The sequence below is a fragment of the Vibrio galatheae genome, from assembly GCF_000967545.1.
GTDB lineage: Bacteria > Pseudomonadota > Gammaproteobacteria > Enterobacterales > Vibrionaceae > Vibrio > Vibrio galatheae.
Genome location: NZ_JXXV01000018.1, coordinates 280,630 through 299,258, shown reverse-complemented (window position 1 = coordinate 299,258; position 18,629 = coordinate 280,630). Strand labels below are relative to the sequence as shown.

General features: G+C 47.1%; 14 protein-coding genes. 6 read left to right on the top strand and 8 right to left on the bottom strand.

Features of this window, described 5'->3' with window-relative positions; all coding sequences use genetic code 11:
- Positions 1-2: 2 nt before the first annotated feature.
- The 4 genes from TW81_RS12110 (at position 3) to TW81_RS12095 (ending at position 7,472) form a co-directional block, all read left to right on the top strand.
- Positions 3-1,676 (top strand): phosphoethanolamine transferase, encoded by a 1,674-nt coding sequence (locus tag TW81_RS12110; protein ID WP_045955965.1) that lies wholly within the window; start codon positions 3-5, stop codon positions 1,674-1,676.
- 199 nt (positions 1,677-1,875) lie between these two features.
- A complete protein-coding gene (locus tag TW81_RS12105) occupies positions 1,876-3,078 on the top strand; it encodes an ABC transporter substrate-binding protein (RefSeq protein ID WP_045955964.1) in 1,203 nt (400 codons plus the stop codon).
- Between the two features lie 37 nt (positions 3,079-3,115).
- A complete protein-coding gene (locus tag TW81_RS12100; RefSeq protein WP_045955963.1) occupies positions 3,116-5,560 on the top strand; it encodes an ATP-binding protein in 2,445 nt (814 codons plus the stop codon).
- Between the two features lie 331 nt (positions 5,561-5,891).
- Positions 5,892-7,472 carry an ATP-binding cassette domain-containing protein gene (locus TW81_RS12095; protein ID WP_045955962.1) on the top strand — a complete coding sequence of 527 codons (1,581 nt, stop codon included), beginning with the start codon at positions 5,892-5,894 and terminating at the stop codon, positions 7,470-7,472.
- A 12-nt stretch (positions 7,473-7,484) separates the two neighbouring features.
- Here the strand turns inward: TW81_RS12095 and TW81_RS12090 are convergent, their stop codons facing one another.
- Entirely contained in the window at positions 7,485-8,435 is a 951-nt protein-coding gene (locus TW81_RS12090) for an endonuclease/exonuclease/phosphatase family protein (protein WP_045955961.1), read from the bottom strand.
- Positions 8,436-8,597: 162 nt separating this feature from the next.
- Between TW81_RS12090 and TW81_RS12085 the strand changes: the two genes are divergently transcribed.
- Positions 8,598-10,082, top strand: a complete 1,485-nt coding sequence (locus TW81_RS12085) for an Lcl domain-containing protein (protein ID WP_045955960.1) — start codon at positions 8,598-8,600, stop codon at positions 10,080-10,082.
- Positions 10,083-10,156: 74 nt separating this feature from the next.
- Here TW81_RS12085 and manA read toward each other — a convergent pair whose 3' ends face one another.
- Positions 10,157-11,344 (bottom strand): mannose-6-phosphate isomerase, class I, encoded by a 1,188-nt coding sequence (gene manA, locus TW81_RS12080; RefSeq protein ID WP_045955959.1) that lies wholly within the window; start codon positions 11,342-11,344, stop codon positions 10,157-10,159.
- A 58-nt stretch (positions 11,345-11,402) separates the two neighbouring features.
- Positions 11,403-12,170, bottom strand: coding sequence for a phytanoyl-CoA dioxygenase family protein (locus TW81_RS12075; protein ID WP_045955958.1), 768 nt, complete (start codon positions 12,168-12,170; stop codon positions 11,403-11,405).
- A 163-nt stretch (positions 12,171-12,333) separates the two neighbouring features.
- Between TW81_RS12075 and TW81_RS12070 the strand changes: the two genes are divergently transcribed.
- Positions 12,334-13,287 carry a helix-turn-helix transcriptional regulator gene (locus TW81_RS12070; RefSeq protein ID WP_239424346.1) on the top strand — a complete coding sequence of 318 codons (954 nt, stop codon included), beginning with the start codon at positions 12,334-12,336 and terminating at the stop codon, positions 13,285-13,287.
- Here TW81_RS12070 and TW81_RS12065 read toward each other — a convergent pair.
- The 5 genes from TW81_RS12065 to TW81_RS12045 all read right to left on the bottom strand — a co-directional run bounded on the left by TW81_RS12065 (position 13,284) and on the right by TW81_RS12045 (position 18,484).
- Positions 13,284-13,619, bottom strand: a complete 336-nt coding sequence (locus TW81_RS12065; protein WP_045955956.1) for a fructose PTS transporter subunit IIB — start codon at positions 13,617-13,619, stop codon at positions 13,284-13,286. The two genes, TW81_RS12070 and TW81_RS12065, sit on opposite strands and share 4 nt — an antisense overlap.
- A gap of 123 nt (positions 13,620-13,742) precedes the next feature.
- On the bottom strand, positions 13,743-14,420 hold the full coding sequence (locus TW81_RS12060) for a transaldolase family protein (RefSeq protein ID WP_045955955.1): 678 nt from the start codon (positions 14,418-14,420) through the stop codon (positions 13,743-13,745).
- 53 nt (positions 14,421-14,473) lie between these two features.
- Complete coding sequence (locus tag TW81_RS12055; protein WP_045955954.1) at positions 14,474-15,331, bottom strand: SDR family oxidoreductase; 858 nt, start codon at positions 15,329-15,331, stop codon at positions 14,474-14,476.
- A 2-nt stretch (positions 15,332-15,333) separates the two neighbouring features.
- On the bottom strand, positions 15,334-16,194 hold the full coding sequence (locus TW81_RS12050; RefSeq protein ID WP_239424344.1) for a [formate-C-acetyltransferase]-activating enzyme: 861 nt from the start codon (positions 16,192-16,194) through the stop codon (positions 15,334-15,336).
- Positions 16,184-18,484: a formate C-acetyltransferase gene (locus TW81_RS12045; protein WP_045955952.1), complete on the bottom strand. Its 2,301-nt coding sequence runs from the start codon at positions 18,482-18,484 to the stop codon at positions 16,184-16,186. The genes TW81_RS12050 and TW81_RS12045 overlap by 11 nt, the downstream gene beginning before the upstream one ends.
- Positions 18,485-18,629 lie beyond the last annotated feature (145 nt).

Sequence of the window (18,629 nt, the reverse complement as noted above, 5' to 3'; positions counted from 1 at the left end):
GCATGAAACGATTATTTAGTGGTTCACCTTTTTCTTATGTTGGCCTTACAGCTTTGCTGGCGGGCTACTTTGCGCTGGTGGTTAATGTACCGGTTTACTCTGCATTGCTGGAAATATTCAGCGAGTTAGGCACAGTTAAAATCGGCTTTGTGGTTTCGATTCCGGTGTTCTTTTTTGCCGCCTTTAATCTTCTTTTCAATCTATTTAGCTGGCCGTTTATCACTAAGCCATATTTTGTAATATTGTTGGTGATATCTGCTGCGGTGAGCTATGCAGGGTTCAATTATGGCACTCTATTTGATTCGAATATGGTCGCTAACATAGTAGAAACAGACAGTAGCGAGGCGACTGCGTATTTGAGCGGTTACTCAGTCGCATGGATGCTGCTAATGGGCGTCCTTCCTGCGCTGTTGCTAATGTTACTGCCGATTGAAAAGCCGCGATCATTTTTTAACCTGCTGATGAAAAAAGCTGGCTCTATGGTGGCATCGCTATTGGTGATTGCGGTGATTGCAGGCTTATATTACCAAGACTATGCATCAGTGGGTCGCAACAATGCTTATCTTAGACAGATGATTGTGCCGACACAGTGGGTCTACAGTGTCACGAAATACGTCAACAAAACTTATTTGACCGAGCCGATTGAATATCAGCCGATGGGGATCGACGCTAAGCAAAGCCAGTCTGCTTTGGCTGCCGCTCAAGAAAAGCCAACCTTGATGGTGTTTGTCCTCGGTGAGACCGCGCGATCGCAAGAGTACCAAGCCAATGGCTACTCGCGTGCGACTAACGCCTATACACAAGCCTTGAATATGGTGTCGTTTCAGGATGTTGCTTCGTGTGGCACTGCAACAGCGGTCTCTGTGCCATGCTTGTTCTCGTCTTTAGGTCATGATAACTACAGTCGTGAGGTGGCTGACAATCAGGACAACGTGCTTGATATTCTAAAGCGCGCCAAGGTCGATCTATTTTGGTTAGAGAATGACGGTGGTGACAAAGGGGTTGCGAAGCACATCACTAAGCAAGAAATTGACCGTAAGCGCAACGACGGCTTATGCAATGGGTCAACCTGTTACGATATGGCGTTGTTGGAAAATTTTGACCAGCAAGTGGATAACATGCAAGGAAACCGCATGGTATTGATGCATGTTATTGGCAGCCACGGGCCAACTTACTTTCAGCGTTATCCACGTGAGCATGCGTTTTTTCAACCTGATTGCCCGCGCGCGGATATCGAAAATTGCTCGGTGGAACAGATCAGAAACAGTTATGACAACACCATTCGTTACACTGATTACGTTATTGCGCAGGTGGTGGACAAGCTCAAAGGCTTACAAGACAAATACAATACTGCCTTAGTATATGTTTCGGATCATGGTGAGTCGATTGGTGAAAATGGTTTGTTTCTGCATGGTATGCCATACGCACTCGCGCCCGAACAGCAAACAAAAGTCCCATTGATGGTTTGGACTTCACCTCAATTTGCACAGCAAAAAGGACTAGATAATCACTGCTTAGAGCAAGTCGCGCACTCGGAACATTACTCCCACGATAATCTGTTTCACTCAATGCTTGGCATCATGGATGTTGAAACATCCGTTTATCAAGCAAGCCAAGATATCTTTGCTCAGTGCCGCACACAGGGCGATGCAGCAGGGGTTGTCGCCAAATTGTGATGAGCTGTGGGAGCTGTATTGATGTATGCGCAGAAAAGGTATTTGAGTTTAAAAATCGCATTTCAGTACAGCAAATTGACTAGACTCCTGACCTAATCCCTTTTCGAATATTTCTACGCTAAAAGTACTAGAAATTGGAAAATGGCGACCAGTCACCTAAGCTAATGTTATCTTTCGTTCATCGTCCAAGGGAGCTGGTATGCCTCGGTTCTGGATTGGAATCGCTTCGTGGCTGTTTTGTGCGTCGACCTTTGCGTCAGCGCCGTTAGTATTGAAAATCTATTTTGATGCAGATAGAACCGGACACTCTGAGTCAGCACTCGCAATCGAGCAGGGTGTCAGGGTCGCGTTCTCGGAAGTCGGTAATCAGCTCAATGGTATTCCCGTCGAGTTTGTTGCCTTAGATCATAGGGGAAACGTTAAGCGCAGCAAAGCGAACATCCAGCGCGCTCTTAATGATCCCGCCACGATTGCTTTGGTCGCAGGCTTACACAGTCCACCGCTGATTAAGTACCGTGATTTCATCAATCAATCGTCTTTATTAACCCTTGTCCCTTGGGCGGCGGCAACGCCCATTACGCGCGGCACGCCGAGCGAGAATAATTATATCTTTCGCCTTTCTGTTGATGATTCCAAAGTCGGTAAAATTCTGGTTGATTATGCCGTTGAGCAGCAGTGTCGCCATCCTCATCTGGTGCTAGAAAATACGGGTTGGGGTAAGTCAAATTTTAAAGCGATGATGAAAGCGCTGCCGATGGAACTTGACAGTCAAACCGACACTTCATGGTTTGACTGGGGGATTGAAAATTCCGACGCGCGGATTATCGTGCGCAAAGCTCTTAGCGCTGGGGCTGATTGCTTATTGATGGTGGCCAATACCAGAGAAGGTAAGGCGATTGTTGAGGCGATTTCTGAAGTTGGAGAAAGACTGCCTGTGTACAGTCATTGGGGAATAACGGGCGGTCAGTTTTCACGTATTGTTCCCTATAACGTGAGGGAGCAAGCGCCACTGCGATTTATTCAATCCTGCTTTAATTTCTACAGTTCGACACTGACGGAATATCAAGCCCAAGTGTTTGAGCGTGCGAAAGCCATTTATCCCGACTCGTTTGCTAGCCTGAATATTGAAGCGCCGGCAGGGTTCGTCCATGGTTATGATTTGACAAAATTATTGATAGCAGCAGCACAAAACGTGCAGTTCGTCTCTGATACGATAACCAATCGGCGTACGCTAAAAACTGCATTAGAAAATATGGATATGCCTGTAGAAGGGCTGCTCAAAACCTATCATCAACCGTTTGAGTTGCCCAGTAGTACCAATTTAGATGCGCATGAGGCGTTGTCTGCAAGTGATTATTGCATGGCCTATTATGACAATAACAATGCGGTGAAATTACTTTAGGCAGCCAAAGGCTAAAAGGAGTGTGTAAGGTGGCGCAATGCTAATCTTTGACAAAAGAAATGGGATGCATTTGTTTTCGCTCTTCATCGTTGTTTGTTCTGCCGTGTTCTTTTCGGTTAGTTTGATTTTTGTTCAGCATCAAGCCTCTAAAACCGCACAAGTTGTCATTGATGAGAGTCTCGACAGTAAGCTCACCACGGTTGAGCAGTATGTCACCGAATATATACATGCGCGCGAGCAAATATTAAAAAACTTGGCGCAACACCCGCTTGTTTTAAGTGCTGTACTGGAAGGAATCGATAATCCGTCAGCGTTTTATGATCAACTAAAACGCTACAAACCAATCGGTGTGTCATCGTTTATTAATGTCTATGATTTTGTTGGTGAGAAAGTCTATTCTGATTTAGCTTTGCCAGAGAAGGTCACCGCTTTTATTGCTGATGGAATACAAGATGGAAGCCTACTCGTCAATCCGTCGTACTCGATTTTTGACCAAATGCAAAGCAACTACCTGATTGTTACCTTGCCTGTTGAATACAATAGTTTGCCTGAGGGGTTGGTGACTTTAGTCACGCCATTGGATGACAGTCGATTTTATTCTGGTTTTGGCAGTGATTCGCTGCACTGGTTTGGCTTAAAACAAGATCGATTCAATTGGAGTATGCACAATCCTAACGGCTGGTTGATAGAACAGAAACCAGTGAAAGATCTAGATTTTACGATTCTTTATTCCTACTCCCCACAGTTAATCACAAATGCGAAAAATAACTTTATTGAGAGTCTTTTGGTCGGTATGGCGCTGGCCACGCTGATCGCCATCGTCGCTTTGTTTATCTTTGGTCAACATGTGTTAGTTTCACCGTTTCAAGCTTTGTATAAGTCAGAGAAAAAACTGCGTAAACAATCGAAGCAGCTTAAACGGCGCGAGGCCGAGTCTGCCCGTTTGGCTCGCTTGGTCAAGTACATGCGTGACGCGGTGATCTTCGTCGACGCCAATAGCCATATTGTTTGGGTTAATGCGGCGTTTGAACAGCTGACTGGCTATACGGAAGCGGAAGCGTTAGGCCGCGATCCAGATAGCTTATTGCATGGAGAGTTGACCAGCCGATTGACCATAGATGAGATAAGAGAGGTCACTAAATTGTGGCAAAGCGGTTCGTTCGAGTTGATCAATTACCATAAGAATGGTCAGTGGTATTGGATTGAATTAACGTTGACACCGCTGTTTCAAGCTGATGGAAAACTGGAAGGTTATATGGCGGTCAAGCGCGACATTAGTCAGCGCATTGAGCTTCAAGACAACTTAGAGCAAAAGGCCATTGAAGCCAATGCTGCCAATATCGCTAAATCTAAATTCCTTGCCGCGATGAGCCACGAATTACGCACGCCGATGAATGGCATTCTTGGCGTTGGAGAATTACTTCAAGACACCTCGTTAGACCAAGAGCAAAAAGAGTACGTCGACACCTTGCTCAATTCTGGCCACCACATGATGACGGTTCTCAACGATATTTTGGACTTTTCTAAAACTGAGGCGGGGAAAGTCAAGTTAGAGCAAAAAAGCTTTCTATTGGCGGATATCACAACCAAATTGACCAATCTCTATACCCCTTTGTGTGCAGAGAAAGGGATTTACTTTGTCTGCCAATGCGATTTTGACGTCCATGTTCGTATCGCCAGTGATGAAACTCGGCTAATGCAGGTACTACAAAACCTGCTCAGTAATGCGCTCAAGTTCACCATATCGGGGCAAGTGAAACTGGCGGTTGGCATTGAGTTTAGTCAAAGCCAGCCGACATTGAAAATGAGCGTCAGTGATAGTGGAATCGGGATTAGCCAAGAGAAACAAGCGCTCATTTTTGATCCATTCAGTCAGGCAGAAACAGACACGACACGTCGATTTGGAGGGACAGGTTTGGGACTGGCGATTGTGTCTGAGTTAGTGAACGTCATGCAGGGCACTATTGATTTAAACAGTACGCTCGGCACAGGCAGTACTTTTACCGTTTCCGTACCTATCTCTTTAGCAACGGATGAATCAGCAGACCAAGTCGCCGATGGTCAGCAAACATATAACGGTACCGGCATGTGGGTTTTGATCGTTGAAGATACCAAAGTGAATGCAATGGTCCTAGGTCGATTCCTAGATAAATTAGGCTTTGAGTACGACATTGCGAGTAACGGCTTAGAAGCGATCGAGCAGGTCACCCAACGCGACTTTGATGTGGTATTTATGGACAACCACATGCCAGTTATGGATGGCACGCAAGCAGTCAAAGAGATATTAGGCCTTAAATTACCACACCAACCTGTGATGATAGGTTGTACGGCTGATGCCTATCAAGAAGCCAGAGATCAGATGATCTCGGCGGGTTGCTGTGATGTGATCACTAAACCAATCAGTTCGACGAGCCTCAACGAGATACTGTTTCGCAATGTCACCTCCAAGGCTGATTCAGTCGATACTAAGCAGGCTGTGTAGCGTTTGTATCGCGCGTTGATTTAAACGGTGGGAGATATCCTGGTTTGTGACAACATCATGTGTTTGCTATTTGAGCCCTTGCAACAAGAACAAAAATTGCTCTATACTCAGCGCATCATTTCTGTAGGAGATTACGCCAATATGTACAACTAACACCTGTTATCCATTTTTACATTGTTATTCGGATTTCACAGGGTTAGTCGGCGTAGCTCAATCTTCGCTCTATTCGAGCCAAGTCTTTTAAGACAATTCACATCATTACTTTGTATCGCTGTTTTTGCGATCTGTTTGCTACGCGCAGTGCCTAATCCTGTTCTACAGGAGGCAAATTATGCCAGTTATACAAGCCCATAAAATCAGCTATCACTTCGACAATGGAGAGATTCTTTTTCGCGATCTTTCTTGCACCTTGACTCATTCCAAGGTGGGATTAGTCGGACGAAACGGTGTGGGTAAGTCTATTCTTGCCGCGATTCTCACTCAGGCTCTGAGTCCTACTTATGGTCAGGTGGTACTCAGTGGCAAAGTGCGCACTTACACTCAGCTACCTTCTGCGTTGCTGGGCAGTGATTTAACTCTTGCTCAATATCTCGGGGTCGCTGATACGCTTGAAGCGCTGCAAAAAATTGAACAGGGTGCGTGCGATCAGCGTTGGTTCGATTTGGTCGGAGATCAATGGAACTTGCAGCACGAGCTAGAGTCACAGCTTGCTGAGATGCGTTTGCCGCAAGACGTTAACTTTCCGTGTGCTCAACTGAGTGGTGGACAGCTTGCGCGGTTGCAATTGTGGCAACTGTTTCAATCGAACGCAGACCTGCTGGTTCTTGATGAGCCGTCAAACCACTTGGACAAGCAAGGCAGAGAGTGGTTGCGTAACCAGATGAATGCGTTTTCAGGCCAGATACTATTAATCAGTCACGACCGATTTCTGTTGCGCGAGATGGATCAGATTTGGGAACTCTCAACCCTTGGTTTGGCTCAGTATGGTGGAAACTATGATAACTACCGGGAGCAAAAAGGGCTGGAAGTGGCTGCGTTGGAACGCCAGATCGACAGCGTGCACAAGGAGCAAAAACGACTGGAACGACAAACACAGCTAAATCGTGAAAAAGCTGAGCAACGACAGGCTCAAGGCATGAAACTACGCAGAACGGGTAGCCAAGCGAAAATTCTACTCAATGGGATGAGAGATAGCGCCACTGGGGCTATGTCAAATCGAGCCAAAAATGATAGTGGCAGACGAGAGCTGCTAAGCCAAAAGGCGAGTGCGCTTGAGCAACGCTGGGAGCAAGTGAAACCACAAAAGTTCTATATGAGCGATGCGCAAGACAGCCGCAAAGGACAGCTCGTATCGATAGTTGCAGGCGTTCTCCCTTTCGGCAGTAACGCGCCCATACATCTTCAGCTCAGCAGTAGAAGTAAGGTGTGGTTGCAAGGTAGTAACGGCGCGGGCAAATCGACCCTGCTGTCTGTTCTAAGAGGCGAACAGACGTTACTAAGCGGTGACTGTTTGATTAACAGCAAGGTTTACTATTTAGATCAGCATTTTGGCTTACTGCAAAGTAATCAAACCATGCTCGAAACCGTCATGGACATGTGCGTAGGGGTCTTGGAAGCAGAGGCAAGAACCCTACTTGCGGGGATAGGCTTTCGCCGTGACAGCGTATTTCGTAAGGTCGAGCAGTTAAGTGGTGGCGAAAAGATGAAGTTATCCATGCTGGTGGTCAGTCATCAACCAACCCAGCCGCTGCTACTGCTTGATGAACCCGATAACCACCTCGATCTCGAATCGAAGCAGTTATTGGCCAGCACTCTAAATCACTACAACGGAGCCTTTATTTTAGTCAGCCATGACGAAGATTTTGTCCATGAAAGCGGGGTCGGTAGCGTCTATCAAATGGGGAGTGACTAGATTAACCTCGACTTACAACACAAACTGAACGGTCACGGCGACAAAGGCATGGTCGCTGGCTTGCTTGTCGGTCTCGAAACTGGGGTTGATAAGGTGCGTATCGAGTGTCTGGTAGGCGACAACATCGGCCAGTGAGTAGGGCGAGTCAGGTTGAAACTCCGGCGAGAGTAGAACGTAGTCAAGCACATTGCCAGTCGCAAAGTGATAGTGAGTCGCTGGTCGCTGGGCTTTGTTATTGGTTTGCGAATAAATTTGCCAACTGTCTGTTAACTGCAGTGACTGCCCGCTGATGTCAGCGCTTGTGGTTAATAGGCTGGTGATATCACTGGTTAAGGCCTGATTCATATCGCCTAATAGCACAGTTGGCAGTGGGTGGTTGGCGTATTGTTGCTCCATAAACACTCTGAGCATCACCGCTTCCCAGCCTCGCTGTTGACTAGAGAGCCAGCGACCAACGATTGAGTGGGCTTTCTCGGGGAGGTGGCTTTCTGTTGCTCGTTGAGACTTTAAATGGCAGACATACACGGCTATTTCCCCAATGTCGGGAACATCGATAATCGCATAGAGAGGTTGCCGGCTGAATTTGGGTGTAGCAACGTGATAATTCTCGGTAATTGAACTTGGCGGCTCAACGGCTTGAATTTGCTTGATAGGATACTTTGAAGCCAATGCCACGACTGGATGAGAGTAGATGTATTCTTGTTCAACGTTTGGTTTATCCACCACCGCAAAATGGTGATAACCCAACTGGGAAAATAGCGCTTGTGCGGCCTCAATGCTAAAGACTTCCTGTATTCCAACAATATCGGCATCAAGTTTCTTTATTTGCTCTTTTGTCCAGCGACATTTCTCTTGCCAGGCATCTCGCTCATAGATGTTTTCAAAATCATAATAGGCACCGGGCGGCTCTATGAAGTTAAACAAATTGGCGGTCGCAAATGTCAGCGTTTTATCGGTCAGCAAATCAGGCTACTTTTCGTTAGAAATTTCATACAGTTTACTTGATATGACAGGAAAATGTGTGTTTATGTCAGTCTTATACTTTACATACCTTTACGCTCATGTTGTATTTCTTTACCTGCCAACGCCTAGACTAGAAAGACGTTGAGAAAACAAGGAATAACAATGGAAAATGTACCGAGAAACAGTTTATTAGCGTTAAGTCTCACTTTAGCTTGGTCAAGCTTTGCTAATGCCGATACGCTGACAACACCGATAGTTGATACTCACCAAAGTCAGTGTTTTGGCACCAAAAACGCCATGAGCACCTGTCCGTCACCTTCTGATTCGACTTTTGGACAAGATGCTCAGTACCAAGGTAACGCGCCCAGTTATAGCAAAAACAGTAATGGCACTGTACGTGACAACGTGACGGGGCTTGTCTGGACTCAGACTACCGATCTTAATAGCGATGGCAAGATTGATGCGAGTGACAAGCTGAGCTATCAGCAAGCTCTGGATTACGTCGCTCACCTTGACCACGCTGGATACAGCGATTGGCGATTACCTTCGATCAAAGAACTTTATTCTCTGATCTTGTTTGATGGCCAAGATCCCAGTGGTATCAATCAGCCGGGTAGTGTGCAGATGGTTCCCTTCTTAGATTCTCGTTACTTTGATATCAACGCTGGCGATGTTGATGCCGGAGAGCGCTTAATTGACAGCCAGTTTGTGTCGAGTACCAAATACGTTTCAACCACGATGAATCGAGATGAGACTGTTTTCGGGGTTAACTTTATTGATGGCCGAATCAAGGGCTATGGTATTTCTAATCCAAGAGGTGGCGAAAAAACTTTCTATGTCTTAGCGGTGCGTGGCAATCCGCACTATGGTATTAACCAGTTTGTCGATACAGGTGAAGGGGCGGTGGTAGATAACGCCACGGGACTTATTTGGCAGCAAGCAGATAGCCAGACGCAAATGGATTTTCCGCGAGCACTTGCCTATTGTGAAAATCTTGAGCTGGCAGAGCAAAGCGATTGGCGTCTACCGAATGTAAAAGAGCTACAGTCGATTGTGGATTACACTCGTTCGCCAGCAACGAGCGGCAGCGCGGCGATTGACCCTCTGTTTACAACCACGCCCATTACCAGCGAAGCAAAACGCCAAGACTATGCCAACTACTGGAGTAGTACCACACATGAAAACATGAGAAATGGCGCGAATGGTGCGTACGTCGCGTTTGGCTCCTCGTTAGGCTATATGCGTAATGCATGGATTGATGTGCATGGGGCAGGTTCTCAGCGTAGCGATCCGAAGACCGGCACAGCAAGCCAGTTTCCGAGAGGTCATGGGCCGCAAGGTGATGCGATTCGCATCGATAACATGGTGCGTTGTGTCAGAGGTGGCAATACAGTGTTTGTTCAGCAGCCGAGTGAGATAACACGACCTGCAGAGCGTTTTAAAAACAACGGCTCAGCGTCGTTAATGCCCGCAAAAGGCAATAAACCAAGCGGTGGGCCTAGTGGGCACTTCGCAAGAATGGATCGCAACGGCGATGGCAAGCTGTCACGGCTTGAAGTCAAAGGCCCGTTGGCTAAAGACTTTAATCGCTTTGATAGAAACAATGACGGTTATTTAACTCAAGAGGAGTTACCCGCGCGAAAGTAGCGCCAGTAACGGAGTCTAGTTAACAGACCATTGTTGGTTGCAAAACATTGGGCGACGCACTGGCTGTGCATCGCCTAGTTGTATGCTCTGGCTAGTCTGCCATTGCCACTAAACTGGTACGATAGCGCATCACATGTGACAAAAGCCGATTGACCTTTTTTGAGTGTGACCGTTTGCTGTGGCGTTTCAACAACCACCTCGCCATCGATGCAGAAAAGTACCTCGGCGCTTCTAACATAGAGCGTTTGTGGCGTCGGGTTAGAAAAAACAATATCAAAGCAAAAATCATCGACAGGAACAGGGTAAGTCAGTCGAGATTCCTTTTGCACCGGAGACATGATGAGCTTCGATGCGTGGGTGGTTTTTAGCGATAAATTCTCGATCAATTGCTCAATATCGATATGTTTAGCGGTTAAGCCAGCCCGTAGCACATTGTCTGAATTCGCCATGATTTCCAATGCGGTGCCTGATAAATACGCATGTGGGGTTTCGGCATGAAGAAACATCGCTTCTCCCGGAGCGAGCTCAATGATGTTTAACAGCAGTGGGGCAAACAGGCCAAGGTCATCTTGATAATGAACCATCAGCGTTCTGATCGTATGAAATGCTTCTCTCGACAAGCGGCTTTTGGCTGGCTTCTCAACCAACAATGAGAGCTGTTGCAAGGCTTGGCGTTTGTCAGCTTCGCACAAGGTCATTATATGGCTGAAAAAGTCACGCAGCCCCGCTTCGTTCGGCTGTTGGATAAGCGCGTCAACTAGTGGATTAATCGTTTCAATATCAATTTCATGAAAGAGGGCGGTGATCTCACTAATTGGCCTAAAACCATTAAGGGCGAGGAAAAAAGTCAGCGCGTATACCAGCTCGGGCTTATGGTTAGCGTCTTTGAAATTGCGGTTTGCCGCATCAAGAGGAATACCAAGTCGATTCTCACGCGCAAATCCTTGTTCAGCTTTCTGCTTACTCGGGTGCACTTGGATAGATAAAGGCGACTGCGCAGCAATGATTTTTAACAGATAAGGTAGTTCACCGAATCTTGCTGCGGTGTAACTGCCTAGCAAGTTGGGCGTGTCTCTTACCAACAGATCATTAAGCGGAATATCTTGTTCGACCACTTTAGAACACCCTCTGGGGTGGGCGCCCATCCACATTTCAGCTTGTGGTAGATGCTGAGGGTTGTCGATATTAAACATATCGTGGAGGGAGGTGACACTCCCCCAATCATAGGTTTGGATGACGTTGTTAAGCTTATAAATTGACATGTTCGCACTCACTTTTTTGAGGCGTTCAGCCTTTGCCAATAAAGGCTGAACCAGATTGTTACTCTACATCTAGCAGCCATTTTTGCGCTGGTGTTAATCGACTCGCGGTGTGGTCAGTGATCCACTTTTGTTGGTCTTGTTGCGGTGTGTCGTCGCGGTCGATGTACAAGCCGTGCAAGACTCGTCGGCGTGTTCCCGCATAGTTGATGGTGCCACCATGCCAAGTATGAGCGTTAAAAATCATTACACTTCCGGCTGGGCATTCAAGATACACTTCGTCTGGGTGTGCGCTTTCCACATCGTCTAGTACATCTTCCGGTAATTCAGGACGTAAGTGAGTACCGGGAATAATACGCGGCGCGCCATTTTCACGGGTGAGATCGTCAATCGCCCAGATGGAGTTGACCAAGTGCACTTTAGGGTAATCTGGTCGCGGCTTTTTCCAATCGGCATGCAATGGCTGGTGGCCGCAGTCAGGGTGTGCTTCTCGAGCATTGAGGCTTGAGATTTTAAATGCACCGCCAAAAATGTGCTTACATGCGGCAAGTGCCAGCGGGTGCGCCCAAACCTTTTCCCACACTGTTCCTTTGTTAATCAGGTTGGCAATGCGTGTCACACCTTCTTCTTGGTGATGTTCAATGGCCAGATTGTCACCTTCACGCTCGACTAGCATGTCGATGGTTCTGCGCATTTCTTCGAGCCAATCATCGTCAACCACATTGTGAATGACGGTGAAACCCAATGTATCAAGTTGGTGGATCATCTCGGCTGAGAGTTCGAGATCGGCGCCTAAAGCATTCAAATATTGCTGAGCGGACTGTGTCATGGAGGGTACCTTTTTTGCGTTCTTTTTGTACTGACTTTGATAACAAAGGTAATGGAGAACGCAGGCTTTATAAGCAGGGTAATTGTTCGAAATACTGGATATTTGTTGAGTGTTGAGAAAAGTGTGATTTGGCACATATCCTAATTGAACGCGGTCGCTTATCTTGTCTCAAGTTAATAACAGCAACGTATTGTGCCAAGTTGTCTGTTGTATTCGTCAAGGAAAGGATTCGTATACACTATCGATTATGCTAGACAAAACATATTTACTCGATGCGTTGGATCATTACGCAAAAAATACCCAGTCAATCAGCGATGTTTATTTTGCCGGGAACTTACCTTCACCTCCTCCATTGGCGTATCAGGTGCATTTTCCGCGCGTGGAAATGGTTTTAATCGGTGAGCTAGATATGGAAGTCGGTAACCATCTTGGCATTGACACCCAGTACACTCTCAAGCAGGGGGGCGTGTTGTACTTGCCTGCTGAAAGTTGGAACAAGCCAGTATGGGATAAGCCCGTTGTGACGTTGACCGTGATGGCGGGCAAGCAGAGTTTCGGCATGAGCTTACTCAGTTGGGATGGAGAGCAGTTCGATTCGGCGATCAAAGAGAGCGTGTTGCGTCGCGGGCCAAGAATTGGCACCTTCATTCTTAGTGCCATTGAAGAGTTTATAAAACAACCAGATAGCCAAGAGACGAAACGACTTTTGATCAGCTCTTTGCTCAGTCATATCCTTGACCTTATCGAAAGGCCGGTCGAAACTCCGTCGAAAAGCCATGCTTTGTTTGAGGCCGTAAGAGAGCACCTAGAGCAACACTATCACGAACCGTTAACGCGAGAATCGGTGGCAAAGCATTTTTACGTGTCACCGAACTACTTGTCGCAGTTATTTCAAAAAGAAGGGCTGCTTAAGTTTAACGAGTATCTGAATCATGTCCGGTTAGAGCGCGCAAAATATCTGTTGATTGAATACGATATGAAGGTCAAAGAGGTCGCGCATCGCTGCGGTTTCAAAGACAGTAATTACTTTTGCCGTGTATTTAGAAACCAGACCGCACGATCTCCTTCAGAGTATCGTGCGCAGTATTTAAGTTCGAGTATCAAAGCCACAGATTAGAGGATGAGTTCCGCATTAGGCGGGGCTTTGCGGATCTTTTCAATCGCGAGTAGCACCTCTGCGCTGTTACGCAAAAAGTGCGTAATAGAACAACGCACGACGCGGGTCTGACTAAACCGCTCAGCACCTTCAATATTAATATCTGCAATGATCACGGCAACATCGGCATCGGCAATATCAGATGCGGCGAGCTGGTTTTCGCTACCCAGTGCACCTTGTGTTTCAACCGATATTTTATACCCCGCTTTTTTGCAGGATTTTTCAAGCACTTCGGCAGCCATGTAAGTGTGTGCTACGCCACTGATACAGGCAGTGACTCCAACTATTTTCATATTGGTGGTCTTTTATTTTAGTTATATGGTAATGCCCAATGATTGTAATATCATTGGGCACGACAATGGTTATTTATTGTTAGTTTTATCGTTCACCGACCAAAAACTAAAGGCTAGATCACATTACAGCACGTCTAGCACATTGGTGTCGGCGCCATAAACACCTTCCCAATCGGCGACGAACCCCGCCACACCTGAATCCGTGAGAGGATGAACAAGCAATTGATCAAAAACATCCGGTGCGATGGTTACTGAGTGTGCTCCAGCCAGTGCCAGTTGATGAACTTGCTGCGTGTTCTTGAACGAAGCGCCTAGCACTTTTGCATCAAGATTGTAATTCTCAATCAGGGCCACCATTTCTGCGGCAACAGCAACACCATCGCTGCATATATTGTCTAGACGGTTGACATACGGTGCTAGGAATTCAGCGCCCGCCACTGCTGCCATTAGTGCCTGCTGTGGCGTTAGAATCGCAGTTGCGGTAATAAGGATCCCTTCGCTTGCGATCAGTTTCATCGCTTTGATCCCTTGCGGAGTCACAGGTACCTTAACGATGATTTCTGGGTCGATGGATCGTAGCGCAAGTGCTTCTTGCAGCATGGTCTCGGCATCTTTCGCCATGACTTGGGCATGTAACATGCGATCTGGGCCAATGCACTCACGAATATCGAGTAAAATCTCTTTCAACGGGCGATTTTCTTTGGCGACGATCGACGGATTGGTCGTCACCCCCGCCAGTGGGTATAGGTCAACCGCTTTGCAAATCGCTTTTATGTCAGCGGTATCAAGCATGTAAATCATATTGAAACTCCTGATATGAAAGGGAATGTTTAGATTCCCTCTAACTCTTTAACTTAAATGAAATGGAATTCTTTCAGGCATTTGCTGATCGCCATTTTGCTTTCAGTAAACGTCACCCCTTGCTCAGCGAGTTTGCTTGTGTTGAGGCGAACATCGCGTGTTTTAGGCGCATCACTCACTTGCAATATCTCGGCTAGACGCTGCTCTTGACCCAGCTCGGTTAGGATGTGCTGGGCAATCTCATAACGGCTGGCAGGGTTGTGTGCACCAGTGTGATACGTACCATATGGGATGGTAAAAATTGTTGGGAACTGTTCAATCAATTCATGCACATAGGTAAGGCCACGAAACTCGTTGCTGCGCTCTTTCATCACTGAACCACTGATCAATGCCTGCAGCGTATTCCAAACCACGTTCGGGTTGATGGTGGTATTACGCTCTGGTAATCCAAATAACCAGGTAAAGCGAAGAATCCACATTTCATCCAAAATTGAACGCAGTTCGTGCTCAGCTTCGAGCTTATTCTGGCCGTATACGGTGTCTGGCACGGGTTGGTCGTTTTCGTTGTATGGGCCGGGTTCGACATTGCCGTTGAATACTTGCTCGGTTGAGATGAAAACCAGCTTAGCGCCGTTGGCCTTACACGCCTGAGCAACATTGATAGCCCCTTGAACATTGACCTTATGGGCGATGTCTGGGTGCTGGTTGCAAAAATCGGTTACAGCAATGGCGGCGGCATGGATGACGTAGTCTGGTTTGAATTGGGCGAATGTTTTAATGACGTTGTCATTGTCTGTAATATCGAGCTGTTCTGCATCTAAACCAAGAATCTCAAACTCACCTTGATAACGATTGATAAAGCGCGTGCCAAAAAAACCTTTTGCGCCAGTTATGAGTATTTTCTTAGTCATGATTATCCTCCTATGATGACGTGGTAGCCGTGAGCCGCAATGTGTTGGCGAATGCTTTCCACCTCAGATTTGCTCGGAACCGGAACGTCTTTAAGTAGATACTCCATCCCCAAGGTTTGATATTTGTTTGCGCCATATTGATGAAATGGCAACAAGTGAATTTCGTTGATTTTGAATGGGCGTAAATAGCTCAGCACTTTGTCGATATTGACCAAATCCAAGGTGTATCCCGGGATAAGTGGTAAACGAGGGATCACCTTGACCCCAAGTTCGACTATGTGTTTAAAGTTGTTCAGCACCAGTGCCAAGTTAATACCGATAATGGTTTTGGCTCTCTGTTCGTCCATGATTTTGAAGTCAAACAACACCTCATCACAGAGCTGGGCAATGTGCCCCAACTGCTTAGTATTGCCATGACCGGATGTTTCAATTGCGGTTCTGTAGCTCAAGGCTTTTAAGCGGCGCAGTAGGGCAATAGCAAACTTAGGCTGGGTAAGCACTTCGCCACCCGATAGGGTAATGCCACCATTTGAGGTATTAAAAAACACGTCATCTTTGGTCACTTGCGCAATCACTTCATCTAACGTCATATCATGCCCGACTTGCTCCCATGCTCCACTTGGGCATTCATCGACATCCATGGCGCAGGTGTCGCAATGGATGCATTTAGATTCGCGCCGAAGATAAGTGGTACGATGCGATCTTGACTCTGGATTGGCGCACCAAGGGCAACTGAGCGGGCAACCTTTCAAAAACACCACAGTGCGAATGCCACTGCCGTCGTGCAGCGAGTAACGTTGGATGTTGAACACTCGCCCAGTTTCTTGCTGTGTTTCGCTGGTCGCCACGGTGTTACAACTCATGGGCGGTTCTGCGAATGATGTCATCTTGAATCTCTTTCGACAGTTCAACAAAGAACGCGCTGTAACCGGCAACTCGCACAACCAAACCAGCGTAGTCTTGAGGTTGCTGCTGCGCTTTGATCAATGTTTCGGCGTTAAGCACATTGAATTGAATGTGTTGCAGCTTAAGCTTCATAAAGGCACGTACAAAGTCAGACAACTTAGTAAGACCGTGTTGCCCTTCAAGAGTGGCGGGCGTGAATTTGACATTCAGCAGGCTGCCGTTCGAGAGCAAATAGTTGTCGAGTTTGCTGACCGACTTCAGCACCGCGGTTGGGCCAAGTTGATCTTTACCTAACATCGGCGATAGCCCGCCGTCGGCAAGTTGCTCACCGGACAAACGCCCATCGGCTGTCGCACCCACGACCGCGCCGAGTGGCACGTGAGCGGATACCGTGTAAGAACCCGGCGTGAATTTCCCTCCGCGTGGGTTGTCATACTGCTCAACTTCTTTGCAGAACAAGCGCAATAGTTCAGAGCCCAGGTTGTCGACCTCATCAACATCATTGCCGTACTTTTCGTACTTATTCATTAAGCGGGTACGAATGCGTTCTCCGTCAGGCACATCAAAATTGCTATTGAGGACATCGACGAACTCTTTAAAGCTGGAGCGTTGCTCGTCAAACACATAGCGTTTAAGGGCATGCAGAGAGTCAGACAAGTTGGCGATACCAATCCCCTGAACACCCGAAAAATTGTAACGTGCGCCGCCGTAGGTGATATCTTGACCGGATTCAATACAATCGCTGATAAACGAAGAGAGCAGTGGAACAGGCGCCCAATCACGGTGGCCGATGTCACAGATGTTTGACCCTTCCACCATCAGCTTAACGTAGTGCTTGATGTCGTGGCGGATCTCGCTAACTAAGCGGTTAAAGCTTACATCTGGATTGTCGGCATTACGTTGCACCACCAATTCCATCACCTTAAGCAGGTTGAACATTGCAATGTCATGCAAGCCGTAGGTTTTTCCTGGGATGGATAGCTCCACACAGCCGACTACTGAGTAATCACGAGAGTCTTCAAGCGATACGCCGCGATTTAAGAACGCTGGAACCACCACTTCATCGTTGAAAATTTGAGGTATGCCAGTGCCTAGGCGAATCGTCTCGGCCGTTTTCATTAGAAAGCCAGGGTCAATCAACTCGTTGACACGCACACCTAGGTTTGGTTGAGGCAGTTGCACACTTTGATAGGCATCTAAACACAAGCTCGATAAGGCATTGACGGCACTTTTACCCGTTTGACTAAGGCCCCCGAGTAATATGGTGTAACCCGTCGGAAATCCGGCAAAGAATTTGGCGCTGCTTGATGAGCGCAACAGGACGATATCGTTGGTTTTGATCCATAAGCTTTCGAGCAACTCTTGTAAAAAGGCAACCGGCTCGCCCGCTTCAATAGAGCGTTGGTAGAAAGGCAACATGTATTGGTCGAATCGTCCCAGTGATAGCGAGCTGGCATTGGACTCATATTGCAAAATAATGTTCATGTACCAGAACAACTGACACGCTTCGTAGAAAGAGTCTGGTTTTTGAGTGGCGATTTTATGCGAGATGGTCGCCATGGTTGCCAGTTCGTGACGACGAATCGGATCTTGGCATTCGCTGGCCATTGTTGTCGCTAGTTCCGCGTAGCGATAGATGTGACGAATCGATGCTTCAAGCAGCAATACCACCGAGGCGTAGAACTCGTTGTTGCTGTGCGTTAGCGCATGACCTTGCATTTCATCCAGCAGTTTGCCGAGACCATTTTCTAATAGCCGTTCAAAATCGATAATGATGTGACCTTGGCCTTTGTCGGTTTGGTTCACACTGAAAATCTTTTCTCCGACGGCATCTTTTACCTCGGTTGGGATTTGAGCATTGATGAAATCTTTCATTGAGCGCTCAGACCAGTAGCTCAGCAACTGCTCACGATAAACTTGTTTGTCTTGCTCAGAGATATAAAACTTATCTTGTGGGCGTGTTGCAAACGAATCCAGCTCTTTTTCAATCCAGTAGGGATCCATCTCCGGAGAGGCGATGCCCGCGCGCGCCTTGACGGTACGGTTACCTGCGATCAGTTCATCGTCACGAATTGAAATAGCGACATTATCAAGGACGTGCGCGGTGGCTTTGGCTCGACGAATTAAAGTGTGCTCGCCTTGCGTTGTCTTATGACTTTGCGTGTAAAGCAGGGCGCGCTCTAGGGAAATTTCCCGTTGTGATTCAAACAATGCCGATTTGAGACGTTCAATTCTTGGGGTGCTCATTTGCGGGGCTCCTTGCAATACCAAATAAGGTTGACGAGCGTATAGGACGATGAATGTTGATAACGAAGTCACCGAGTGCAGTAGTTCGCAGCGGTGACTTGGGTATCAAAACTCGGTTTGGTTTCCCCTCCAATTTTCGGAAGGG